Origin of the sequence: Nonomuraea sp. 3N208 (assembly GCF_052245935.1) — a bacterium.
In the GTDB taxonomy this organism is placed as follows: domain Bacteria; phylum Actinomycetota; class Actinomycetes; order Streptosporangiales; family Streptosporangiaceae; genus Nonomuraea.
In genome coordinates this window covers 56,720-80,090 of sequence record NZ_JBQQBR010000009.1, presented here as the reverse complement: position 1 = coordinate 80,090, position 23,371 = coordinate 56,720, and the positions used below count along the sequence as shown (strand labels likewise).

General features: G+C 69.9%; 21 protein-coding genes and 1 tRNA gene. 10 read left to right on the top strand and 12 right to left on the bottom strand.

Annotation, left to right across the window (positions count from 1 at the left end):
- Nucleotides 1-172: 172 nt before the first annotated feature.
- The 6 genes from ACTWPT_RS15585 (at nt 173) to ACTWPT_RS15560 (ending at nt 6,736) form a co-directional block, all read left to right on the top strand.
- Entirely contained in the window at nt 173-1,489 is a 1,317-nt protein-coding gene (locus ACTWPT_RS15585; RefSeq protein ID WP_443178077.1) for a Wzz/FepE/Etk N-terminal domain-containing protein, read from the top strand.
- Nucleotides 1,486-2,751 carry an O-antigen ligase family protein gene (locus ACTWPT_RS15580; RefSeq protein ID WP_443178076.1) on the top strand — a complete coding sequence of 422 codons (1,266 nt, stop codon included), beginning with the start codon at nt 1,486-1,488 and terminating at the stop codon, nt 2,749-2,751. Before ACTWPT_RS15585 ends, ACTWPT_RS15580 begins: the two co-directional genes overlap by 4 nt.
- A gap of 67 nt (nt 2,752-2,818) precedes the next feature.
- Nucleotides 2,819-3,715 (top strand): hypothetical protein, encoded by an 897-nt coding sequence (locus ACTWPT_RS15575; RefSeq protein ID WP_443178075.1) that lies wholly within the window; start codon nt 2,819-2,821, stop codon nt 3,713-3,715.
- Nucleotides 3,712-4,566: a sulfotransferase domain-containing protein gene (locus ACTWPT_RS15570; protein WP_443178074.1), complete on the top strand. Its 855-nt coding sequence runs from the start codon at nt 3,712-3,714 to the stop codon at nt 4,564-4,566. Before ACTWPT_RS15575 ends, ACTWPT_RS15570 begins: the two co-directional genes overlap by 4 nt.
- Nucleotides 4,554-5,825 carry a lipopolysaccharide biosynthesis protein gene (locus ACTWPT_RS15565; RefSeq protein ID WP_443178073.1) on the top strand — a complete coding sequence of 424 codons (1,272 nt, stop codon included), beginning with the start codon at nt 4,554-4,556 and terminating at the stop codon, nt 5,823-5,825. Before ACTWPT_RS15570 ends, ACTWPT_RS15565 begins: the two co-directional genes overlap by 13 nt.
- Nucleotides 5,822-6,736, top strand: a complete 915-nt coding sequence (locus tag ACTWPT_RS15560; RefSeq protein WP_443178072.1) for a sulfotransferase — start codon at nt 5,822-5,824, stop codon at nt 6,734-6,736. The genes ACTWPT_RS15565 and ACTWPT_RS15560 overlap by 4 nt, the downstream gene beginning before the upstream one ends.
- On the opposite strand, the gene ACTWPT_RS15555 is transcribed toward ACTWPT_RS15560, so the two are convergent.
- The 12 genes from ACTWPT_RS15555 to ACTWPT_RS15500 all read right to left on the bottom strand — a co-directional run bounded on the left by ACTWPT_RS15555 (nt 6,705) and on the right by ACTWPT_RS15500 (nt 18,176).
- Nucleotides 6,705-7,550 (bottom strand): WecB/TagA/CpsF family glycosyltransferase, encoded by an 846-nt coding sequence (locus ACTWPT_RS15555; protein ID WP_443178071.1) that lies wholly within the window; start codon nt 7,548-7,550, stop codon nt 6,705-6,707. The genes ACTWPT_RS15560 and ACTWPT_RS15555 overlap by 32 nt on opposite strands.
- A gap of 50 nt (nt 7,551-7,600) precedes the next feature.
- The gene (locus tag ACTWPT_RS15550; protein ID WP_443178070.1) at nt 7,601-8,539 is read right to left on the bottom strand and encodes a glycosyltransferase family 2 protein; all 939 of its coding nucleotides are present in this window, start codon (nt 8,537-8,539) and stop codon (nt 7,601-7,603) included.
- Nucleotides 8,494-9,138, bottom strand: a complete 645-nt coding sequence (locus ACTWPT_RS15545) for a sulfotransferase (RefSeq protein WP_443178069.1) — start codon at nt 9,136-9,138, stop codon at nt 8,494-8,496. The genes ACTWPT_RS15550 and ACTWPT_RS15545 overlap by 46 nt, the downstream gene beginning before the upstream one ends.
- Nucleotides 9,139-9,488: 350 nt before the next feature.
- Nucleotides 9,489-10,751 (bottom strand): sulfate adenylyltransferase subunit CysN, encoded by a 1,263-nt coding sequence (gene cysN / locus ACTWPT_RS15540; RefSeq protein WP_443178068.1) that lies wholly within the window; start codon nt 10,749-10,751, stop codon nt 9,489-9,491.
- A 1-nt stretch (nt 10,752) separates the two neighbouring features.
- The gene (gene cysD, locus ACTWPT_RS15535) at nt 10,753-11,667 is read right to left on the bottom strand and encodes a sulfate adenylyltransferase subunit CysD (protein ID WP_443178067.1); all 915 of its coding nucleotides are present in this window, start codon (nt 11,665-11,667) and stop codon (nt 10,753-10,755) included.
- A 19-nt stretch (nt 11,668-11,686) separates the two neighbouring features.
- Nucleotides 11,687-12,526 carry a 3'(2'),5'-bisphosphate nucleotidase CysQ gene (locus tag ACTWPT_RS15530; RefSeq protein WP_443178066.1) on the bottom strand — a complete coding sequence of 280 codons (840 nt, stop codon included), beginning with the start codon at nt 12,524-12,526 and terminating at the stop codon, nt 11,687-11,689.
- Nucleotides 12,526-13,965, bottom strand: a complete 1,440-nt coding sequence (locus ACTWPT_RS15525) for a sugar transferase (RefSeq protein ID WP_443178065.1) — start codon at nt 13,963-13,965, stop codon at nt 12,526-12,528. The genes ACTWPT_RS15530 and ACTWPT_RS15525 overlap by 1 nt, the downstream gene beginning before the upstream one ends.
- Nucleotides 13,966-14,074: 109 nt before the next feature.
- The gene (gene pth / locus ACTWPT_RS15520) at nt 14,075-14,659 is read right to left on the bottom strand and encodes an aminoacyl-tRNA hydrolase (RefSeq protein ID WP_443178064.1); all 585 of its coding nucleotides are present in this window, start codon (nt 14,657-14,659) and stop codon (nt 14,075-14,077) included.
- Between the two features lie 60 nt (nt 14,660-14,719).
- Entirely contained in the window at nt 14,720-15,346 is a 627-nt protein-coding gene (locus ACTWPT_RS15515; RefSeq protein WP_443178063.1) for a 50S ribosomal protein L25/general stress protein Ctc, read from the bottom strand.
- A gap of 143 nt (nt 15,347-15,489) precedes the next feature.
- Nucleotides 15,490-16,467, bottom strand: a complete 978-nt coding sequence (locus tag ACTWPT_RS15510; RefSeq protein ID WP_443178062.1) for a ribose-phosphate diphosphokinase — start codon at nt 16,465-16,467, stop codon at nt 15,490-15,492.
- A gap of 61 nt (nt 16,468-16,528) precedes the next feature.
- Nucleotides 16,529-17,980 (bottom strand): bifunctional UDP-N-acetylglucosamine diphosphorylase/glucosamine-1-phosphate N-acetyltransferase GlmU, encoded by a 1,452-nt coding sequence (gene glmU / locus ACTWPT_RS15505; RefSeq protein WP_443178061.1) that lies wholly within the window; start codon nt 17,978-17,980, stop codon nt 16,529-16,531.
- Nucleotides 17,981-18,104: 124 nt separating this feature from the next.
- Nucleotides 18,105-18,176 (bottom strand) — tRNA-Gln (locus ACTWPT_RS15500).
- Nucleotides 18,177-18,453: 277 nt separating this feature from the next.
- Between ACTWPT_RS15500 and ACTWPT_RS15495 the strand changes: the two genes are divergently transcribed.
- The 4 genes from ACTWPT_RS15495 (at nt 18,454) to ACTWPT_RS15480 (ending at nt 23,357) form a co-directional block, all read left to right on the top strand.
- A complete protein-coding gene (locus ACTWPT_RS15495) occupies nt 18,454-19,392 on the top strand; it encodes an acyl-CoA desaturase (protein ID WP_443178060.1) in 939 nt (312 codons plus the stop codon).
- 43 nt (nt 19,393-19,435) lie between these two features.
- The gene (locus ACTWPT_RS15490; protein WP_443178059.1) at nt 19,436-20,341 is read left to right on the top strand and encodes a TetR family transcriptional regulator; all 906 of its coding nucleotides are present in this window, start codon (nt 19,436-19,438) and stop codon (nt 20,339-20,341) included.
- Between the two features lie 120 nt (nt 20,342-20,461).
- Complete coding sequence (locus tag ACTWPT_RS15485; RefSeq protein ID WP_443178058.1) at nt 20,462-22,522, top strand: RNA degradosome polyphosphate kinase; 2,061 nt, start codon at nt 20,462-20,464, stop codon at nt 22,520-22,522.
- Complete coding sequence (locus tag ACTWPT_RS15480; RefSeq protein WP_443178057.1) at nt 22,515-23,357, top strand: NUDIX hydrolase; 843 nt, start codon at nt 22,515-22,517, stop codon at nt 23,355-23,357. Before ACTWPT_RS15485 ends, ACTWPT_RS15480 begins: the two co-directional genes overlap by 8 nt.
- Nucleotides 23,358-23,371 lie beyond the last annotated feature (14 nt).

The window sequence follows — 23,371 nt, the reverse complement described above, 5'->3', positions numbered from 1 at the left end:
TTTTCCCGCTATTTCGATTTATGACGGCCCTTCTTTCCGGCCGTACAGGAGAAAATCTTGGGTATTCGACCTGGGTCCCTGATCGTGCGCCCTATAGTGGGCGCACGCCTCGGCATGTGACGCAGAGTCGTCAACTGACGACAATACGCACACCATCCAGGAGACCGCCCCCATGAGTCAGTCGCCGGACGTCCAGGCCCGCCGCCCCGGCGCCGACCTTGACGAGCATCTCTCGCTGTTGCGCAGGCGGTGGTTGCTGCTCGTGGGCTGCCTGGTCGTCGGCGGCACGGCCGGGCTCGCGCTGATGCGCCTCACCCCGCCTGCCTACACCGCCGTCACGCAGGTGCACGTCATGCCGGTCGGGCCGCAGGAGCCGGGCAACCCGGTGACCGCCCGCCAGCGCGAGCCGCTCAACCTCGACACCGAGGCTCAGGTCGCGCAGTCGGCCGTGGTCGCCGCCCGCGCCGCGCAGGCACTGGGGGTCGAGGCGGCCGAGCCCGCCGCGGTCTCGGTGCCGCCGAACTCGGCGGTCCTGTGGATTTCGGTGACCGCCGCCGAGCCCGCCGTCTCCGCCGCCCAGTCCCACGCCTACGCCGAGGCCTACCTCGCGCACCGGCGCGAGAGCGCGCTGGCCGCGCTCGCCGCGCAGCAGCAGGCGGTGCTGACCAAGCTCAAGCAGGTCAACGCCGGCATCGACGCGGGCATCAAAGGGCTCGTCCAACTGCCCAAAGGCAGCCCCGAGCGGGCGATCGCGCTGCAGCGGCAGGGCGTGCTCAACCGGCAGGCCGCCAGCCTCGCGCTCAAGTACGACGCATTGCGCACGGTCGCTGTGACGCCCGGCGCGATCATCAGCCGGGCCGCACCGCCTGCCGCACCCAGCTCCCCCAGCCTGCCGCTCTACCTCGGCACCGGGCTGATGGCAGGGCTTCTGACCGGCTCCGCCGCCGCATACGCCCGCGACCGGCTCGACACCCGGCTGCGTACGGCCGCCGACGTCGAGCGTCTGACCGGCCTGCCCGTGCTCGGCGACCTGTCGGGCCCACGCGAGCACGGTGTGGCGCACGATCTGGCCTGCGCCGTGGTCGCCGCGTGCCCGGGCAAGCGGCTGCTGGTCAAGTCGCTGCCTGCCGACCTCGGCGCCGCGTTCGCCGCGGAGCCGCTGGAGGTCCGCGCGCCGCTGTCGGTGCTCGACGGCTCTGACGTACGCGACCTTGCCAAGGCCGACGCGGCCCTGCTGCTCGTGGGGCTCGGCCGGGTCACCGCGGACCAGGTCACGGCCGCCGCGGGTCGCCTGGCCCGGCACGGCGTGCCGATCATCGGCGTGGTGACCGCCGCCGACGCGGTGCCGTCGTTCGTCCCGCTGCTGGAGCCGCGCCCGCACACGCCGCTCGGCAAGCTCGTCGCCACCGGCGAGTTCGGGGTGAGTGTGTCGGCGGAGACCACGCCCATGCAGGCGCTGCGCCCGCCCCGGGCCGGCGAGCCGACGTGAGGGGACCCGCCTGGCCCATCGCGGCGTTGCTGGTCGGCTACCCGCTCTGGTGGGCGCTCGGCTTCGGCGGCCTGGCGGTGGTCGTCCTGGCCGTGCCGATGGCGGTGCTGTTGTGGCGGCGCCGCCCGATCAGGGTGCCGCCCGGGTTCGGGCTGTGGCTGTTGCTGCTCGCCGGCTACCTGGTGAGCGCGATCATGCTGGCCGAGACGCCGCCGGGCACGTTCGGCGAGCTCGGCACCGGCCGGATCGTCGGCTACGCCATGCGGCTGGCGCTGTACACGTCCATCCTGATCATGGTGCTCTACCTCGGCAACCTGACCGAGCGCGAGCTGCCGCAACTCCGCCTGGTGCGCATGCTCGGCGTGCTGTTCGTCACGACGGTCGCGGGCGGGCTGCTCGGCGTGTTCCTGCCCGGCTTCTCCTACACCTCGCCGGTCGAGTGGCTGCTGCCGCGGTGGCTGGGCGACAACCCGTTCGTACAGAACCTGATCCACCCCACGGCCGCCCAGACGCAGAAGGTGCTCGGCTACGCCATGCCAAGGCCGGAGGCCCCGTTCGAATGGGCGAACGCGTGGGGCAGCAACGTGTCGGTGCTGCTGGTCTGGGCCGTGGTCGGCTGGTGGGTGTACGGCGGGCCACGGCACAAGCTCTTCGTGGCCGGCGCGATCGCCCTGGCCGCGATCCCCATCGTGTACTCGCTCAACCGCGGCCTGTGGATCGGCCTCGGCCTGGCGGTCGTTTACGTGATCGTCCGGGTCGGCGGGCGTACCAGAGTGGCGTTGTGCGGGGCCGTGGCGGCGGCCGCGCTGGCGTTCGCGCTCAGCCCGCTCGCCGCGCTCGTCGCGCAGCGGCTGGACAAGCCGCACTCGAACGACATCAGAGCCTTCACCGTGACCGCCACCCTCGCGGCCGCTCGGCACTCGCCGGTGATCGGCTACGGCAACACCCGCAACGCGATGGGCAACCACCGCACGATCACCACGGGCCGTACCGCGTGGTGCACGACCTGTGGGCACCCGCCGCTCGGCAGCGACGGGCAACTCTGGCTACTGATCATCACGCAGGGGTTCACGGGGGCGGCGTTGTACGTGGCGTTCTTCCTCGGCGCCATCCGCCGCCACTGGTCCGACCGCAGCCCCATCGGGCTGGCGGGGGTGCTGGTGATGGGACTCGTGCTGCTCTACATGTTCGTCTACGACGGCCTGGTCACGCCGCTCGGCCTCTACCTCGTCTCGTTTGCTCTGCTGTGGAGGAACGCATGAGCCCGCAAAGCGAGCGACCGATCAAACACAGCCGATTGTCATTCATGCGACCGACGAAGGAGGGCGCATGAATGATGCCGCCGCGCGCCTCGACTACCTCTCCGAGACCGTCCGGCTGCTGTATCCGGGGCCTGGCTCGCCCCGGGCGTACACCCTGCTGCCGCATGCCGCCGTGCCCCGCCGGCTGGCGCCGCGCCGCTGGTGGCACCTGTGGTCCGAGGTCGTGGTGCCGGGTGGGGGATCCATCACGACACATTTGAGCGAGGTCTTCGACCGGCCGGTGGAGACCGTTCTCCACGTACGTCCCGCGCTGCGGGCCAACCGCAAGCCGATACTGGAGGCCCGCTCCGGCGGGCGGCCGCTCGCGTTCGTGAAGATCGGCGACAGCCCCCGCGCGCGCGAGCTGATCACCGCCGAGGCCGCGGCGCTACGCAGGCTGGCGGGGCTCGGGCTGAGGACCGTGATCCCGCCCGCTGTGCTCCACCACGGCGACTGGCGTGGGCTGGCGGTGCTGGTGCTGTCGCCGCTGCCGGTCCGGCGCCGCCGCGTGCCCCAGCCGCTGCTGTTGGCCGGGATCGCGGAGATCGCGCGTACCGGCGGGCGCACCCCGGCCTGGCACGGGGACTTCGCGCCGTGGAACGTGTGCCCGGCGCCCGACGGGCGGCTGCTCGTGTGGGACTGGGAACGCTACGAGATCGACGTGCCCTACGGGTTCGACGCCGTGCACCACTTCTTCCAGCGGGCGCTGCACAGGATGGATCCGCCTACGGCGGCCCGGGCGTGCGTGGCGCGCGCGGCACGGGAGCTGGCCCCCCTGGGGCTGTCGGCGGCCACGGCCAGGCAGACCGCGCTGCGCTACCTCATCGCGCTGGCCGACCGGCACGCCGCGGACGGGCACGCGCCGCTGGGGCCGCCGCAGACCTGGCTCAATCCGGCCGTCGACCACGAGGAGCTGCTGACATGAGGACCACCAAGCGGTCCGCGCTGTCGCTGTCGCGGGGCGCGGGCAGGCTCACGTCCAGTGCACGTGTGCTGCCGTCGTTCCTGATCGGGGGGGCGCAGCGGTGCGGCACCACGTCCCTGTACCGGGCGCTCGCGCAACATCCGCTGCTGCTCAAGCCGGTGCTGCACAAGGGCGTGCACTACTTCGACGTCGCCTACTGGCACGGGCTGTCCTGGTATCAGGGGCACTTTCCGCTGCGGGTGGGGGCGGCGCTGGTCGGACGCCGGTACGGCGGCCATCCGCTGGCGTTCGAGTCGTCCCCTTACTACCTGTTCCATCCGCTGGCCGGGGAGCGGATCGCGGCCGATCTGCCTGGGGTGAAACTGATCGTCCTGGTCCGCGATCCGGTGGAGCGGGCCTGCTCGGCTCACGCCCACGAGCTGGCCAGGGGGTTCGAGACGGAGTCGCACCTCGAGTACGCGATCGAGCTGGAGGAAGGACGGCTGGCGGGGGCCGAGGAGCTGCTGCGCGCGTCGCCGTACGCGCTGCACCACTCGCACCGCCATCATGCATACGTGGCCCGGGGCCGCTACGCCGACCAGCTCGACCGGCTGGAGCCGCTGATCGGGCGGGACCGGATGCTGGTGCTGGACAGCCACCGGTTCTTCCAAGACCCGGAGCAGGTCTACGACCGGGTGCTGGAGTTCCTGGGGGTGCCGCATCTGGGGTATCCGGTGTTCGAGCAGCACAACGGGCGCGCATTGCCGCGGCCGGTGCCCCCTGCGCTCGGGCGGGCGCTGCGGGAGCGCTTCGAGCCGTACGACGCGCGGCTGGTGCGATGGCTGGGCGAGGAGCCATCGTGGCGGCGCTGACCCAGGACCGGGTCGAGGGGCCGGGGCGGGCCGGGATCGCGGGGGTCGTGGCGGCGGCCTTCTCCGCGTTGGCGCAGTTCGCGCTGGTGATGCTCGTGACCAGGACGTTCACGGCCGCGGAGGCCGGGGGCTTTTTCGCGGCGACCGCCGTGGTGCTCATGGCGGCGGGGGTCGCCAAGCTGGATGTGGGCAACGGGCTCGTGTACTTCATCGCCCGTGCGGAGACGTACGGCTATCTCGGCATTTCCGGATATATCAGGGCGGCGCTCGTGCCCTGCGCGGTGGCGGCGTGCGCCGCGGCGGCGCTGCTGTACCCGCAGGTGGGGGTGGTGGCGGTGGTCGTGCCGATCATTGTGCTGGGGGATGTGCTGCTGGCCGCCACCCGCGGCTTCGGGACCATGCGCCCGACCGTGCTCCTGGACGGGATGTTGCTGCCTGCCGCCCAGCTCGTCCTGGTCGCCGGGGTGGCCGTGGGCGGGGCGGTCGAGTGGTTGCCGGTCGCGTGGGCGATGCCGTACGTGCCGGTGCTGGTCCTGGCCGCGGCCGGGATGCGGGGGCGGGCGCCGCGGAGGCCGTACCTGCCGGGGACGGGGCGGGATCTGTGGCGCTACACGGCTCCCCGGTCGGTGGCGGGGGCGGTCCAGGCGGTGTTCCAGCGGGTGGACATCGTGGTCGTCGCGCTGCTCGCGGGGCCCGCGCAGGCCGCCGTCTACACGGCCGCCACGCGGTTCAAGGTCGTCGGGCAGCTGGCGAACCAAGGCCTGGCGCAGGCCGTACAGGCTCGGCTGGTCGGCGCGCTCGCGAGCGGGGAGTCTGCGCGCGCCCGGGAGCTGTACCAGGCCGCGACCATCTGGCTGGTCCTGCTGACGTGGCCGGTGTGGCTCAGCTACGCCGCGCTGGCGCCGTGGCTGCTGCGGCTGTTCGGCCCCTCGTACGGGTCGGCGGCGCCGGTGGCGCTGGTGCTGGCCGGGACGATGATGGTGGCCACAGCCTGCGGGATGGTGGACGTCGTGCTCACCGCCGCCGGGCATACCGGGACGAGCCTCCTCAACCTGCTGGCGGCCGTCGCGTGCACGCTGGCGCTGGACCTGGTGCTGATCCCCGCCCACGGGGCGCTCGGCGCGGTCGCCGGCTGGTCGGGCGGCGTGCTCGTCAAGAACCTGCTCCCGCTGTGGCAGCTCCACCGCCGCTACGGGCTGCACCCGTTCGGCCGCCACACCCTGGCGGCGCTGCGGTCGCGTGGGTGGGCGGCGGCATGAGCGCGCCCGTCCTCGTCACCGGGCTCCCACGCAGCGGCACCAGCTGGACGGGCAAGATGCTCACGGCCGGCGGCGACCTCGTCTACGTGAACGAGCCGCTCAACCCGCAACACCCGCCCGGCCGCTGCCCAGGTGTGCTCAGGGCCGAGGTGACGCACCGGTTCCAGTACATCTGCGACGACAACGCCGGCGCCTGGCTGCCTGCCTTCAGGGATACGGTTGCCCTGCGCTACCACTGGCTGGCCGAGCTGCGCGCGAACCGCTCGCCCTACGATCTGGCCCGCCTGCTCTGCTACGGGACCTCTTTCGCGCTGGGCCGCCTGGCGGGGCGGCGCGCGTTGCTCGACGACCCGTTCGCGGTGCTGAGCGCGGGGTGGTTCGCACGGCGGCTGGGGTGCCGGGTGGTCGCGCTGGTACGGGATCCGGTGTCGTTCGTGGCCAGCTGGCAGCGGCTGGGGTGGACGATCGACGTTCGTGAGCTCCTGGACCAGCCGCTGCTGGTCCGCGACCATCCGGAGGTGCTGGAGCTGCGTGCCCTCACCGGCTCGGATGACCGCATCGCCACAGCCGCCACGCTGTGGCGGGTCGCCCACACGATCCTGACCCGGGCGCCCGGCGTGCTCGTGACCTCGTACGAGTCGCTGGCCGCCGACCCGATCGCCGGGTTCCGCCGCCTGTACGCCTACGCGGACCTGCCCTGGACGCCTGCCGCCGAACGCCGCATCGCCAAGGCGTGCACAGGGGGCTCTGGGCGGGTCACGGGCGCTTTCGCCTGGTCGGGCCTGTCGCGTACGGCTTACCGGCGCATGGACTCGCGCCGCGCGCTCGACGGGGCCGCCCGCGGCCTCGGCGACGAAGACGCGGCCCGCGTCCGTGCCCTCACGTGCGGGCTGGATCGGCTCTTCTCATGAGGCGGGTCGCCATGCAGCGGCCCAGCAGCCCCGCCGCGAACGGCAGATCGTCGACCACGTAGCGGCGCGCCAGCCGGCCCGGCTCGCCGGCCAGCCGATAGGCCCACTCCAGCCCGGTCTGCCGCATCCATCCCGGCGCTCTCGGCACCGCGCCCGCCGCGAAGGCGATCGCCGCCCCGCATCCCAGGAACCATGCCCCGGGCAGCTCTTTCCGCAGGTCCACGATGAGCTGGTCCTGCCGTGGGAAGCCGAGACCGACGAAGACGAGCCGCGGCTGTGCGGCGATGAGCCTGCGGCGTACGAGCTCGCGTCCTTCCGGGGTGGCGTCGAAGCCGTAGGGCGGCGCGTGCGCGCCGCAGACCCGTAGCCGTGGATAGCGGCTCATGAGCTCGCCGGCAGCCCGCTGCGGGACGTCTGGAGGGCCACCGCCGAGCAAGTAGACGGGCCAGCCTCGGTGGGCGGCCAGCTCGCTGAGCGCCCACAGGAGGTCGGCTCCGGTGACGCGCTCGGGCAGCGGCGTGCCCAGCAGCCGGGCCGCCCACACCAACGGCATCCCGTCGGCCACCACCAGCTCGGCCGAGCACACCAGGGCGTTCAGCTCGGGGCAGGTGGCGGCGATCCGGCAAATGTCGACGTTCGGGGTGACGATCCGGCCGCCGCTACCTGACTCCAGCTCGCCGGCCACCCGCTGGACCACCTGCTCCTCGGTGAGCGCATCCACCGCGACCCCGCCCACCCGCACTCGCCCGCCGGCGGCGCGCTTGGCGGACATGGTGCCGGACTCGGGCACGTCGGACGCGGCCTCGCGTGCCACCGCGCCGGATCCCGAAGCCGGCGAAGGCCCGATCTCTGTGTACGGCAAGGTCAAATTCCGTGTCCTCGGTCGTGCAACATCGACAGCACGGTCGGCGCCGAGACGAGACCGGCGGCCACCGCCAGGGCGATCGGCGCCCGAGGCTCTGCGAGCCGGGCCGCGAACGTGCGCAGCGCCCAGCGCACGGCCTCGCGCCGGCGCCCCAGCGCGGCGTGGCTGAAGGCAAGCTGGCCGTAGACCCGTGCCGCGCCGCGCGGGTCCACGGCCAGTTCGGGGTGCCGGGCGAGCATCCAGTCGAGCCCGGCAATGCGGTCCGCCCAGCGGGCGACGTAGTGGGACCCGCCCCAGCGCACCCGGACGAGCGGTCGGTCGACGTGCGCGATCGGCCGCCGCTTGGCCGCTCGGAGCGCCAGGTCCCAGTCCTCGTTCTGTCCCGCGGGCGCGCTCTCGTCGACCCACAGCGCGCCACGCACGAACAGGAACGTCGAGGAGTGGACCATCACCATGCGCGACCGCAGAAGATCGTATGCGGTGATGGACTGGGCGCCGGCCAGCCGGGCCACGCGGCGGTGGCCGTGCTCGACCTCGATGCCGCAGCTGGCGAACTCGCCGCCGACGTCCCGCAGCGCCTGCACTTGGGCGGTGAGCTTGCCAGGCAGCCAGACGTCGTCGTCGTCGCAGAAGGCCACGAGATCGGTGTCGCAGGCGGCGATGCCGGTGTTGCGAGCCCCCGGGAGCCCTGGGGTGCGCGTGTTCGGCAGGACAACGAGTGTGGAAGGGCCCGCGCCTGCGACCGCGCCTGGAGTCGTCGTGGTGTCCGCCACGACGACCAACGCCAGCTCCCCCTCATAGTCCTGAGCCAGCACGGCCTCAACGGCCTCACGCAAAGGCCCGGGACGGTCGCCGCGCGTGGGTATCACCACGCCCACGGATGGCAGCCGCGTCACCCCGCCGCCCTCCGGTAGCCGTACCTGGCCCTGAGCGGCCATGTCAGCGCGTTGACCACCCGCCGGTCGCCATCGCCCAACCCTGTCGCCCACGAATCGTCTCGCCGTAGCTCCACCCGTCCCACGTGGAACCGCATCGGGTTGCCGGAAACCGTGTGCGACGGCCCCAGCCAGGCGGCGTGGCCGTCGACGAACGGGAGCTCGGGGACGGCTGTCAGCCCGAGCTCGCGGACCAGCTCCGTGAGCGTGCGCGCAGGGGTGGCCAGCAGGTCCTCGTAACGGACCGTCGTCACGCGGGCCCCACGCCGTGCGAGCAGCTCCAGCGCGGCGTTCTGTGCCGTCCAGTGCAGCGCTGTGCGGGCGGGCCCCCAGCGGGTCATGGGCCGCCCGTCCTCAGGCCGGGCCACGGCCTTGCCCCACGAGTAGGCGACGGCACGGGGGTCCCTGACCACATGGACGACATGGACGTCCACGCCGCTCGTCACCAGACACCAGGCGAGGGAGGCGTGCTTGCTGGAGTCGATCACGACGCGGGCGCCGGTGGCGGCATAGACCAGCCGGTACGCCTGCACGTATTCGGCCAGGTCGCGATGGGCGATGCGGGGGATCCTGCGGGTGCGGTCGACCCGGCGCCGGAGCATCAGGACCCGGTTTGCCGTCCCGCTCGCCCAACCACCGAACGCACGCTCCCCGACCTGACACCAAAAGGCGCAGGCGGGGAAAGGCTCGCCGCACCCACAGGGTTCCTTCGCAAGCACTCCCCTCTCCCACAGGTGCACTACCTCCCCAAGCGCGACCACGCCGGGCAGCTCGCCAAGGAGCCTCTCGAGCAGAGTGGTGCCGCTACGGCCCAAACCGCCCAAGTAGATCACCCGGGTGATGGTTGCGGGGTCGGTCACAGAGGAGGGCCTTCGCGTCGCGAACACGGAACGCGAAAACCATATCGCTGAGAGTAATCAGTGAGTAAGGGAAGAGCGAAAAGATCTACCGTTCAGCGGACATCCATGATCATTCCGGCGCCGACGGTGCCGTTCGTGGCCTCGTCCACCAGGATGAAGCCGCCCGTCAACCGGTTACGCGCGTAGTCGTCCACGAACAGCGGCTGCGTGATCCGCAGCGACACCCGCCCGATCTCGTTGAGGCCGAGCGAGGTCGCCTCCTCGTCCCGGTGCAGCGTGTTGACGTCGAGCCGGTAGTGCAGGTCACGGACGAGGGCGCGGGCCGTACGGGTGGTGTGCTTGATGGTCAGCTTGGACCGCGGCGTCAGTTTGAGTCCGTCGGCCATCCAGCAGACCATCGCCTCCACCTCCTGCGCCACGTGCGGCTGGTTGTTGGGCCGGGCGATCATGTCGCCGCGCGAGATGTCGAGGTCGTCCTCGAAACGCAGCGTCACCGACATGGGCGCGAACGCCTCCTCCACCGGACCGTCGAACGTGTCGATCGAGGCGATCCGGGTGGTCAAGCCCGATGGCAGGTGCACCACCTCGTCGCCCGGCTTCAGTACGCCGCCCGCCACCTGGCCGGCGTAGCCGCGATAGTCATGGAAGGCCTGATCGGTGGCGCGCTGGGGGCGGATGACGTATTGCACGGGGAAGCGCACGTCGGTCAGGTTGCGGTCGGAGGCGATGTGCACGTTCTCCAGGTGGTGCAGCAGCGACGTGCCGAGATACCAAGGCATGTTCTCCGAACGGGAGACCACGTTGTCGCCGTTGAGCGCGGAGATCGGGATGAACGTCAGGTCGGAGACGTTGAGCTTGGACGCGAACGCCGTGAACTCCTCCCTGATCTCCTCGAACCGCTCCTGTGAGTAGTCCACCAGGTCCATCTTGTTGACGGCCAGCACCAGGTGCGGCACCCGCAGCAGCGACGTCAGGAACGCGTGCCGGCGCGACTGCTCCAGCACGCCCTTCCGGGCGTCGATGAGGATGATCGCCAGGTCGGCTGTGGAGGCGCCGGTGACCATGTTGCGGGTGTACTGAATGTGCCCCGGCGTGTCCGCGATGATGAACTTCCGGCGCGGCGTCGCGAAGTAGCGGTAGGCCACGTCGATCGTGATGCCCTGTTCCCGCTCGGCCCGCAGCCCGTCGGTCAGCAGCGACAGGTCGGTGTATTCGGTGCCGCGGTCGCGCGAGGTCCGCTCGACGGCCTCGAGCTGATCCTCGAAGATCGCCTTGGAGTCGTAGAGCAAGCGTCCGATGAGGGTGGACTTGCCGTCGTCGACGCTTCCCGCCGTGGCAAAGCGAAGAATGTCCATTTTAGAAGTAGCCCTCTCGCTTGCGATCCTCCATGGCGGCCTCGGACGAGCGGTCGTCGGCCCTGGTGGCCCCGCGCTCGGTGATCCGGGTGGCCGCGATCTCCTCGATGATCTCCTCGACCGTGGCGGCCGTGGACTGCACCGCGCCGGTGCAGGTCATGTCGCCCACCGTGCGGTAGCGCACCACGCCCTCGAACAGCGGCTCGTCGTCGCCGCGCTGCACGACGTCGGAGTCGGGCAGCAGCATGCCGTCGCGCTCGAACACCTTGCGGGTGTGGGCGAAGTAGATGGAGGGGATCTCGATGCCCTCGCGCCTGATGTAGTCCCAGACGTCGAGCTCGGTCCAGTTGGACAGCGGGAAGACGCGGATGTGCTCACCCTTGCGGATGCGCGCGTTGTAGAGGTTCCACAACTCGGGGCGCTGATTCTTCGGGTCCCACTGGCCGAAGTCGTCGCGGAAGGAGAACACCCGCTCCTTGGCGCGGGCCTTCTCCTCGTCGCGGCGCGCGCCGCCGAACACGGAGTCGAACTCGTGCTCCTCGATCGCGTCCAGCAGCGTGGTGGTCTGCAGCCGGTTACGCGAGGCGCGCCGCCCGGTCTCCTCCACGACCCGGCCCTGGTCGATGGAGTCCTGCACGCTGGCCACGATCAGGCGCGCGCCCAGCTCCGCGGATCGGCGGTCGCGGAACTCGATGACCTCGTCGAAGTTGTGGCCGGTGTCCACGTGCATGAGGGGAAACGGAATCGGCGCGGGCCAGAACGCCTTCTCCGCGATGCGGAGCATGACGATCGAGTCCTTGCCCCCGGAGAAGAGCAGACACGGACGCTCGAACTCGGCGGCCACCTCTCGCATGATGTGGATGGCCTCGGCTTCGAGCACGTCGAGCTGCGACGTCGTGTAGTCGCGCTGGAGCATGGGTGCTTCCTCCGGCGTTTCAGCGGTGCAGGTCCCGAATCCCGGCGAGCAGGGATGCCGCCAGCTCCGGTAGGGAAACCAGAATATCGGGTAGTGACGGGTCGGCTTGGTTGTAGGTGAGCTCCGAGCCGTCGATTCGGCTCGCGTGGGCCCCGGCGGCCAGCGCGACGGCGACGGGCGCGGCGGAGTCCCATTCGTACTGGCCACCGGCGTGCACGTACGCCTCGACCTCGCCGGTGAGCACCGCGGAGATCTTCGCCCCGGCGGACCCGATCGGCACGAGGTCGGCGCCCACGAGAATGGCGAGTTTCTGGACGAACTCGGGCGGCCTGGTGCGGCTGACCGCAATGCGGAAGCGGCCTCCGTCGTAGGCGGGGGGCTTGGGCGGGTCGGCGGTGGTCAGCGTGCGGCCCTGGGCGGGCAGCGCCACGGCGCCGGCGGTCAGCCGCCCGCGCTCCCACAACGCCACATGCACCGCCCAGTCGCTCCGGCCCTCTGCTGCGCTTATGGTCGCGCTCCCTACGGCCCCGTCTTGGTTACGCAAGCTGCCGCTTCCGGGGCCTACTCGCCGCTCCGAAAACTCCCGAGTGCCGTCAAGCGGGTCCACAATCCACACGCGGTCGGCCGTGAGCCTGCGCGGGTCTAGCCGCTCCTCGCGGGTGGCCTCCTCCGACAACACGCTGTCACTGGGCCGCAGCCGGGCCAGGGACTCCATGAGGAAGACGTGGGAGGCCCGGTCGCCTTCCGCCTTGAGTGCGGGCGCGTCGCCGAACCCCAGACGCTCCCTAATCCGCAGCAGCCGCTCGCCCGCCTCGCTCGCCAGGTCGCCGGCGAGCGCGTGGTCGTCGCGAATCGTCATCAATATGCTCCTTGCCCGCGGGCGACAGCCGACCAAGTCTTCCACAGGATCTGCAAGTCCAACGTGAGGGACCAGTTCTCCACGTAACGCAGGTCGAGACGTACGGATTCCTCCCAAGATAGGTCAGATCTACCACTGACCTGCCACAGTCCAGTCAGCCCAGGACGTACGAGGAGCCGTCTGCGCACGTCGTCACCGTAACGCGCGACCTCCTCCGGCAACGGCGGCCTGGGCCCCACTAGCGACATGTGGCCGAGCACGACGTTGATGAGCTGGGGCAGCTCGTCGAGCGAGTGGCGGCGCATCCGCGTGCCGAGCGGCGTGACGCGTGGATCGTTACGGATCTTGAACAGCACCCCTTCACCGTCACTGACCAGGGTGATCTTCTGCTGCTCCGAGCCGCGCCGCATGGTGCGGAACTTCAGGATCGTGAACGACTTCCCGTCTCTGCCCACCCGGGTCTGCCGGAACAACGCGGGTCCGGGGCTCGTCACGCGTACGGCCACCGCGAGCCCGGCCAGCACCGGCGCGAGCAGCAGCAGCAGCGCGACGGCGACCAGCCGGTCGAAGACGTTCTTGACCAGCTGCCTGACCCCGCCCAGCTCGGGATGCTCCACGTGAAGGAGCGGCAGCCCGGCGGCGGGCCTGATCATGGTGCGCGGCCCGGCCACGTCCATCAGCGCGGGGGCGACCACGAGCTCGGTGTGCGTGCGTTCCAGCCGCCAGGCCAGCCGCCGCAGCGCCTGCCCGTCCATCTCGGGGCAGGCCAGCACGGCCACGGTGTCGGCCTCGAACTGTGCCACCGCGAGCGGTACGTCGCTGAGGTCGCCCACGACCGGCACTCCGGCCACCCGCTCGCCGGAGGTGGCCTGCGCGAGCTCCGGCACGCAGGCGGCCACGACGTCCATCCCGTGGTAACGCTCCTTGCGGAACAACGCGACCAGCTCGGCGATCGAGGCCGCGTGGCCGGCCGCGACCACCTTGCGCATGCATGCGCCGGCCGCCCTGCGCCGGTGCAGCGCGCGCCGCAACGCGTGCCTGAAGACCAGCGTGAGCAGCGTGACCAGGGGCAGCGCGAGCACGACGTAGCCACGGGCGACGTCGGTCTTGGTCAGGTAGGACCCGATGGCGGTGCCGGCGGTGAGCGCCACTCCGCACTGCAGGATCCTGCGGAACTCCTCGGAGCCGACGCCGATCATGCGCGGCTCATAGGCCCGGTTCAGCGCCACCGCGCACGCCCACGCCACCGGCAGCGCCAGGCTGACCAGCAGGTACGGCAGCGCGTACGGCGTGAGCCCGCCGAAGCGAACGCAGAAGGCCACGGCGGACCCGATGCCGGCGCCGCACAGGTCCGCCGCGACGGCACACAGGCGATAGGAGCGGATCCAGGCAGGCGTGCGGGGACCGGCCCGCCATGAGACCACATGGCTGACGGTCATGAGTCCCCCACCGCGCACGCACGCCTCCAAGGTGACCATTCATGAGCAGACAGTCACCGATCGTAGCGACACGCAATGCCGAGAACCGGCGAAAGAACGTATGCGGTGGTCAGCGAGGAGGGCCGGAAATGTGCAGATCAGCCCGGTGGTACTCGTTCTGCGTGGTCTCCAGGCCGCGGGCCATCAGCGAATCCACGACGTCGGCCGCCCGGTCGACGAGAAAGGGCAGATCCTTGCGTTCGGCGGTGGCGAAGTCCCTCAGCACGAAGCTCGCGGCGTCCATCCGGCCGGGCGGCCGCCCGATGCCGAACCGGACCCGCAGGTAGTCGCGGGTGCCCAGGACCTTGGTGATCGACTTGAGACCGTTGTGACCGTTGTCGCCGCCGCCGAGCTTGGCACGCAACGCCCCATAGGGCACGTCGAGCTCGTCGTGCACGACGATCAGCCGGTCCGGGCCGATCTTGTAGAAGTCGAAGAGCGCCTTGACGGGCCCACCGGACAGGTTCATGTACGTCAGCGGCTTGGCCAGGATGGCGGCACGGGTCTCGCACACCTCGGCCCGGCTCTTGTGCGCCTTGAACCGCCCGCCCGCCCTGGCGGCCAGCTCGTCGAGCACCATGAATCCGGCGTTGTGCCGGTTGCCGGCGTATTCGGGCCCCGGGTTGCCCAGTCCGGCGATCAGCCAGCGGTCCATGCGCTCCCCTTGGATCGCGAAAACGGGGCGGCCGTGTGCCGGCCGCCCCGTTTTCGGTGGTTATTCGGCGGCCGGGGCCTCGGCGGTCTCGCCCTCGGCGGCCTCCGCGGCCTCGACCGCGGCGGCCTCCTCACCCTCCTCGGGAGCCTCGACCGGCTTGCCGATGACCTGAAGGATGACGGTCTCGGGGTCGGCGACCAGCGTGGTGCCCTGCGGCAGCTGGAGCTGGGCGGCGGTGATGGCGGTGCCGATCTCCAGGCCCTCGACGTCGACCTCGACGCCGGTCGGGATGTGGGTGGCCTCGGCCTCCACTGCGACCTGGACGAGCTGCTGGTCGAGCAGGCCGTCGGAGTGCACGTCGCCGATGGTGGTGACCGGGATCTCGACGGTGACCTTCTCGCCGAGCTTGACCAGGAGCAGGTCGACGTGCTCGACGAAGCCCTTGATCGGGTCGCGCTGGACGCCCTTGGGCAGGGCCAGCTCGTCCACGCCCTCACCCTTGAGGTGGATCAGCACGTTGGGCGTGCGGAGCGCGAGCAGCACCTCGTGGCCGGGCAGGGTCAGGTGCTTGGGGTCGATGCCGTGCCCGTAGAGAACGGCGGGCACCTTGTCGGCGCGGCGGATCTTGCGAGCGGCGCCCTTGCCGAACACGGTGCGGGACTCGGCGGCGATACGTACTTCAGACACGACATCTCCTAGGGATGCATCGGGGATCGATGTGGTGCGCGCTCTCCCTCACCCGCCCTAGCGGAAGGCGTTACGAGCACAACCTGTTCAGTCTACTGCGTCTCTTGCCCAGCTTCGCTCGAAGCGCTGTGATGGACGTCAGCTCAGGTGTCGCCCTCGAACAAGCTCGTCACCGAGCCGTCGTTGAAGATCTCGGTGATGGCGCGCGCGATGAGCGGCGCGATGGACAGGACCGTCAGCTTGTCGAACCTGTTGGCCTGCGCCAACGGCAGCGTGTTGGTGACGATGACCTCGGAGATCCTGGAGTTCTTCAGCCGGTCCACGGCGGGGTCGGAGAAGACCGCGTGGGTGGCGGCGGTGATCACGTCGGTGGCGCCCTGCTCGTAAAGCGCGTCGGCGGCCTTGCAGATGGTGCCCGCGGTGTCGATCATGTCGTCGATCACCACGCAGGTGCGGCCGCGGACGTCCCCGACCACCTCGTTGACCTTCACCTGATTGGCCACGTCGAGGTCACGGCGCTTGTGGATGAAGGCCATGGGCGTGCCCAGCGTGTCCGCCCAGCGCTCCGACAGGCGGACGCGGCCGGTGTCGGGCGAGACGACGGTCGTGTGCTCCAGGTCCAGCTTGTTCTTGAGGTAGCTCTCCAGGACCGGCATGGCGAACAGGTGGTCCACCGGGCCGTCGAAGAAGCCCTGGATCTGCGAGGTGTGCAGGTCGATCGACATGAGCCGGTCGGCGCCTGCGGTCTTGAACATGTCGGCCATCAGCCGGGCCGTGATGGGCTCGCGGCCGCGGCCCTTCTTGTCCTGGCGGGCGTAGCCGAAGAACGGCATGACCACGGTGATGCGCTTGGCGGAGGCCCGCTTCAGCGCGTCGACCATGATGAGGTGCTCCATGATCCACTTGTTGATGGGGGCCGTGTGGCTCTGGATCACGAAGGCGTCGCAGCCGCGTACGGACTCCAGGTAGCGGGTGTAGATCTCGCCGTTGGCGAAGTCGACGAGCTTGGTGGGAGTGAGTGAGACGCCGACGTGCCGGGCGACCTCCTCCGCCAGCTCAGGGTGGGCCCGCCCGGAGAAGAGCATGAGGTTCTTCTCGCCTGGCTGCTTGATGCTGGTCATGAGACCTCCTTCGGCGGTCTCCTGACCGAGGTGCTGTTATTGATGACCTCGGCAAGCTCGGTCATGATTCCTTCTCCTGCTGCTCTTGCCGCGCCAGCGCCCGTTCGGCGGCCGCGGCAGACTTCGTGCCCGCGCGCCTGCGCAAGACCCATTTCTCGACGTTGCGCTGCCGCGCTCGCGCCACTCCCATCGCGCCCGGGGGCACCTCGTCCACGATGACCGAGCCCGCCGCCGTGTAGGCGCCGTCGTTGACGGTCACCGGGGCGACGAGCATGGTGTCGCAGCCGACGAACACACCGTCGCCCACGGTGGTGTGGTGCTTGTTGACTCCGTCGTAGTTGACGAAGACGGTGGCGGCGCCGATGTTGGCGTCCTCGCCGATCGTGGCGTCGCCCGCATAGGTCAGGTGCGGGACCTTCGAGCGGTCGCCGACCTTCGCGTTCTTCATCTCGACGAACGTGCCGGCCTTGGACTTGTGCCCGAGCACGGTGCCGGGCCGCAGGTAGGCGTACGGGCCGACGCTGGCCTCTGGGCCGATCTCGGCGCTGTCGCAGACGGCGTTGCGCACGACGGCCCGCTCGCCCACCCGGGTGCCGGTCAGCGTGGTGGCCGGGCCGACCTCGGCGCCGGTCTCGATGACGGTGTCGCCGTGCAGCTGCGTGCCGGGATGGATGACGGCGTCGGGTGCGATGCGCACGCCCACGTCGATCCACGTGCTGGCCGGGTCGATGATCGTGACGCCGGCCCGCATGTGGTCCTCGAGCAGGCGCTGGTTGAGCACCTTGCGGGCGGCAGCGAGCTGTACGCGGTCGTTGACGCCCTCGACCTCGACGTGGTCGCCGGCCACGCAGGCGCCGACCCGATGGCCGTCGCCGCGCAGGATGGACAGGACGTCGGTGAGGTATTCCTCGCCCTGGGCGTTGTCGGTGGACACGCGCTTGACGGCGTCGGCGAGCAATTCGCCGTCGAAGGCGTAGATGCCGGAGTTCATCTCCTTGAGGGCACGCTGCTCCGGCGTGGCGTCCTTCTCCTCGACGATCTCCAGGACGGCGCCGCTCTGGTCGCGAATGATCCGCCCGTAGCCGGTCGGGTCGGGCACCTCGGCGGTCAGCACGGTGACCGCGTTGCCGTCGGCGGCGTGCCGTTCGAGCAGCGCGGCGAGGGTCTGGGTGCGCAGCAGCGGCACATCGCCGTACGTGACCAGCACTGTGCCGGAGATCGTGCCGACCTCCTCGAGCACGGTGCGGACCGCGTGGCCGGTGCCGCGCTGCTCCTGCTGGACGACGGCGCGCGCGTCGGGGCTGGTGGCGGCCAGGTGACCACCGACCTGCTCGAGCGCATGCCCGATGACGACGATGAGGCGCTCGGGCCCCAGGTCGCGGGCGGCGGCGAGCATGTGGTCCACCAGTGCGCGGCCGCACAGCTCGTGCAGGACTTTCGGGGTCTGGCTCTTCATCCGGGTGCCCTCGCCCGCGGCGAGGACGATGACAGCTGCCGGGCGCGGCACACTCACGGACTGAGGCTCCCTGTGACTGGACGGATCAGGGCATTTGGTACGGCTACCGCACCGCTACCCTCCCGACACCGTGAGGATACCTGGCCGAACCCGAAACATTCTCTCGGGGACGACCTCAAGGCTCCCGGAAGAGGACTCGAACCCCTACAAAGTGGACCAAAACCACTTGTCCTGCCGATTAGACGATCCGGGACAGTTCGGACAGGTGGCGTCCGACACACCCCTACGATACCGATCCCGGACCCCGGCGCGCGCCCGTAATTACCTCCACGCCGGAACTCCCCAGGTGGCGACAGGAACCCCCATAACAGACCGCCCTTAAGGCGGCAAGCCACGAACCCCCACTCGCCTTGCGCGGCGAACCGTCACGTTCCTCTCATGCTCGCTTAGGTCTTCCTTACTTACGATGGCGTAGGTTACGGTTGCGTAGCCCGGACATTCATCCTCATACATGTCGTTGGAGGTCGCCCATGACCGTTCTCGCCGAGCGTTCCGCACCTAACCCGAAGCCCGACTTCGAACCCGAGCCGAAATCCCGCTCAGAAGTGATCATCTTCGGTCTGGTCGTCGGACTGCCGCTGATCGCGATCGCCGCCGCCGTGCCGCTCGCGTGGGGATGGGGGCTCGGCTGGACGGACATCGCGATCGCGTTCGTCTTCTACATGGTCTCGGGGCTCGGCGTCACCGTCGGGCTGCACCGCTACTTCACGCACGGCTCGTTCAAGGCCAAGCGGCCGCTGAAGATCGCACTCGGCATCGCCGGCAGCCTGTCGCTGGAGATGTCCGTGCTCGACTGGGTGGCCACGCACCGCAAGCACCACAAGTTCTCCGACAAGGAGGGCGACCCGCACTCGCCGTGGCGCTTCGGCCCTGGCTTCAAGAATATGGCCAAGGGCCTGCTCTACGCCCACATGGGCTGGCTGTTCGAGAGCGAGCGCACCAACAGGGAGAAGTACGCGCCGGACCTGTGCAAGGACGAGGACGTCCAGAAGCTGCACAAGTGGTTCCCCCGGCTCGCGATCGCCTCGATGGTGCTGCCCGGCGTGCTGGGCGGGCTCATCACCTGGTCCTGGCAGGGCGCGCTGACCGCGCTGTTCTGGGGCACGCTCGTCCGCATCGGTCTGCTGCACCACGTGACCTGGTCGATCAACTCCATCTGCCACGTCTTCGGTGAGGAGGACTTCCAGGTACGCGACAAGTCCCGCAACGTGTGGTGGCTGGCCATCCCGTCCTTCGGCGAGTCGTGGCACAACCTGCACCACTCCGACCCGACCTGCGCCCGCCACGGAGCGCTCAAGGGCCAGATCGACCTGAGCGCCGGCCTGATCAGGATCTTCGAGAAGCTGGGCTGGGTGTACGACGTCCGCTGGCCGACACCGGAGCGCCTGGCGGCGAAGCGCATTGCCTGACGACAATAATCCGATGAACGGTCATGGATCTGTGGCCGTCATTATGGAAACCGTGACCGAACCCCGATCTCGCAGGCGTATGTCCGGTAGCGAGCGACGAGAGCAGCTGATCCGCATCAGCCGCACGCTCTTCGCGGAGAAGGGGTTCGACGGGACCTCTATCGAGGAAATCGCCGCTACCGCACAGGTGTCGAAACCCGTGGTATACGAGCATTTCGGTGGCAAGGAGGGCGTCTACGCGGTCGTGGTCGACCGCGAGATGCAAAAGCTCCTCACCATGATCACCGAAGCCCTGGCAGCGTCCCACTCTCTCATCAAGCTGGAGCGCGCCGCGCTGGCGCTGCTGCAGTACATCGAGGAGAGCAGCGAGGGCTTCCGCATCCTGGTGCGCGACTCGCACGCCGCGTCGGGCACCGGCTCCTTCGCGAGTCTGATCAGCGAGATCGCCAGCCAGGTCGAGGACGTCCTGGCCGACGAATTCGCGGCCCGCGGCTACGATCCCAAGCTCGCGCCGATGTACGCGCAGATGCTGGTGGGCATGGTGGCACTGACCGGCCAGTGGTGGCTGGACGTACGCAAGCCGGGCCGCGAGGAGGTCGCCGCCCACCTCGTCAACCTGGCCTGGAACGGCCTGACCGGGCTCAACGCCAACCCCACCATCACCGCGGTCAGCCGCGAGCTATCCCCCGCGCCAGCCAAGCCCCGCGCCGGCGAGAAGGAGCTGCGCGAGTTCGAGAAGGCCCGTGAGAAGGAGGCCAAGGAGGCGGAGAAGATCCGCCAGCGCGAGCTCAAGGAGGCGGAAAAGGCCCGGGTGCGCGAGCTGAAGGAGCGCGAGCGGCTCTTGAAGGAGGCGGAGAAGGTCCGCGATCGCGAGGAGAAGATCCGCCAGCGGGAGGCCAGGCTGGCCGAGCGCGCCGCCCGTCTTGAACAGGTTGATCAGCCGGAGTAACGGCATGGAGCGCACGCGCTGTCAGAATGACATGAGTGGCCGGTCGGGAATGACCGACAGGAGCGCGCCGTTGCTACTCCGTTAACGTTCTGTTCAACCAATAAGGGCAATATAGGTCATATGTCCGCCGAACCGCTGCAATCCACCAACGACCTGCCGCTGCCACAGGAGCGGTTCCTCAATCGTGAAGAGAGCTGGCTCCAGTTCAACGAGCGGGTACTGGAACTGGCCGAAGATCCGACGCTCCCGCTGCTCGAGCGGGTACGGTTTCTGGCGATTTTCGCGAGCAACCTGGACGAGTTCTTCCGCGTGCGGGTGGCCGGACTCAAGCGGCGGATGGCGACCGGCCTGCTGCTGCGGACCAAGAGCGGGCTGAAGCCGCGCGAGGAGCTGGTCAGGATCGCGGCGATCGCGGACGAGCTGGCCAGGCGGCACGCGGCGGTCTTCCACGACAAGATCTCCCCGGAGCTGGCGGGCGAGGGCATCGAGATCGTCCGGTGGGAGGATCTGGGCCGCGAGGAGCGCACGGAGCTGCGCAGGCTGTTCAGGGAGCGGATCAGGCCGGTGCTGACGCCCCTGGCCGTGGACCCCGCACACCCCTTTCCTTACATTTCCGGGCTCAGCCTGAACCTGGCGGTCCTCGTGCGCAACCCGGTGACTGATCACACGGTCTTCGCGCGGGTCAAGGTCCCGTCGCAGCTGCCGCGGTTCGTACCAGCGTCCAAGGACCGGTTCGTCCCCCTGGAGGACGTGATCGCGGCCCATCTGGGCCAGCTCTTCAAGGGCATGGAGATCCTCCAGCACCACGCATTCCGCGTGACCAGGAACGAGGACCTCGACGTCGACGAGGACGTCACAGAGAACCTCATGCAGGCCCTGGAGAAGGAGCTGCTCAAGCGGCGCTTCGGCCCGCCCGTGCGGCTGGAGGTCGAGAACACGATCACGCCCGAGGTGCTGGCACCGCTCGTGGAGGAGCTGGAGCTCGCGCCGCACGAGATCTACCGCCTGTCCGGGCCGCTCGACCTGTCGGGCCTGCACGCCATCGCCGATCTGGAGCGTGGCGAGCTCAGCTACCGGCCCTTCGTGCCCGCGGAGGTGATCAACGCAGAGGACGACCTCTTCGCCGTCCTGCGCGAGCGCGACGTGCTGCTGCACCACCCGTACGACTCGTTCGCCACCAGCGTGCAGCGCTTCATCGAGGTGGCCGCGGACGACCCCAGGGTGCTCGCGATCAAGCAGACCCTCTACCGGACCAGCGGCGACTCCCCCATCGTCAACGCCCTGATCGACGCGGCCGAGGCAGGCAAGCAGGTCGTGGTGGTCGTGGAGATCAAGGCCCGCTTCGACGAGCACGCCAACATCTCCTGGGCCAGGAAGCTGGAGCGCGCCGGCTGCCACGTCGTCTACGGCGTGGTCGGCCTGAAGACCCACTGCAAGCTCGCCCTCGTCGTCCGCCAGGAGGCCTCGGGCGAGCTGCGCCGCTACTGCCACATCGGCACCGGCAACTACAACCCCAAGACCGCCCGTCAGTACGAGGACTTCGGCCTGCTCACGGCGGACCCGCTGGTCGGCGAGGACGTCACCGACCTGTTCATCCACCTGACCGGCTACTCCAACCACTCCGCCTACCGCAGGCTGCTGGTCGCGCCGCACTCCATGCGCACCGGGCTGCTGGCCAGGATCGAGCGGGAGATCGCCCACCAGCAGGCCGGCCGCCCCGCCAGGATCCGGATCAAGACCAACTCGCTGGTGGACGAGCAGATCATCGACGCGCTCTACCGGGCGTCCCGGGCGGGAGTCCCGGTGGACCTGTGGGTGCGCGGCATTTGCATCCTCAGGCCCGGCGTCCCGGACCTGTCCGAAAATATCCGCGTAAGGTCAATTCTGGGGCGTTTTCTCGAGCACTCCCGGGTGTACGAGTTCGGCCTGGGCCGGCGGCCCGAGGTCTGGATCGGCAGCGCCGACCTCATGCGCAGGAACATCGATCGCCGCGTCGAAGCCCTGGTCAAGGTGACGTCGCAGCAACACAAGGCCTACCTCATCGAGCTGATGGACAAGGCCATGGCCGAGACCACGAACGTGTGGTGGCTCAACTCCGATGGCACGTGGGCCCGCCATCGCGGCGATGACCTGCAGAGCCATCTCATCGGTACGCGCCGCTGGAGGACCGTTGATGACTGACCTGCTCCGCGCAGCCGGAGCCGTGGTCTGGAGGGGCGTGGAGAGCAGCCCCGAGGTCGCTGTCATTCACCGCCCCGCCTACGACGACTGGACCTTCCCCAAGGGCAAGCTGAAGACCGGGGAACACGTGATCGCCGCCGCCCTCCGCGAGGTACACGAGGAGACCGGCATGACCGTCGCGCTCGGCCGCGCCCTGCCGCCCGTCCACTACATCAGCAGGGGCCGGCTCAAGCGGGTCGACTACTGGACCGCCCACGCGGTGGCCGACGACGGGTTCCTTCCCGGCGAAGAAGTGGACGAGCTGCACTGGATGCCGCTGGAGGAGGCCAAGGCACTGCTGACGTACGAATGGGACGCGGGGCTGTTGCGGGCCCTGACGGTGGCGCCGCTCGAGACCGTGCCCCTCGTCCTCGTCCGGCACGGTTCGGCCGGCTCCAGGAGCGAGTGGACCGGCGACGACGCACTGCGGCCGCTGGACACCGACGGCCGCTCCCAGGCGGCCACTCTGGCCACCGCGCTGCCCGCCTACCGGCCCGAGATGCTGATGAGCTCGCCCAGCGCCCGCTGCCTGCAGACGTTAGAACCGTACGGTGACGCCACCGACGGCGAGATCAAGGTCGAGCCGCTGCTCAGCGAGGAGAGCCAGGACCCGCACAAGACGCCGGCCCTGGTCAGGGAGATCACGGTGCCCGCCGCCGTGTGCAGCCACGGCAAGGTGCTGCCTGAGCTGATCCAGGCGCTGAGCGGCAAGAAGGTGCACCTGCGCAAGGGCGCGTTCGCCGTGCTGCACAAGACGGGCGGGCAGGTCGTGAGCGTGGAGCGCTACGCCGCCTGATCGATCATCAGGTG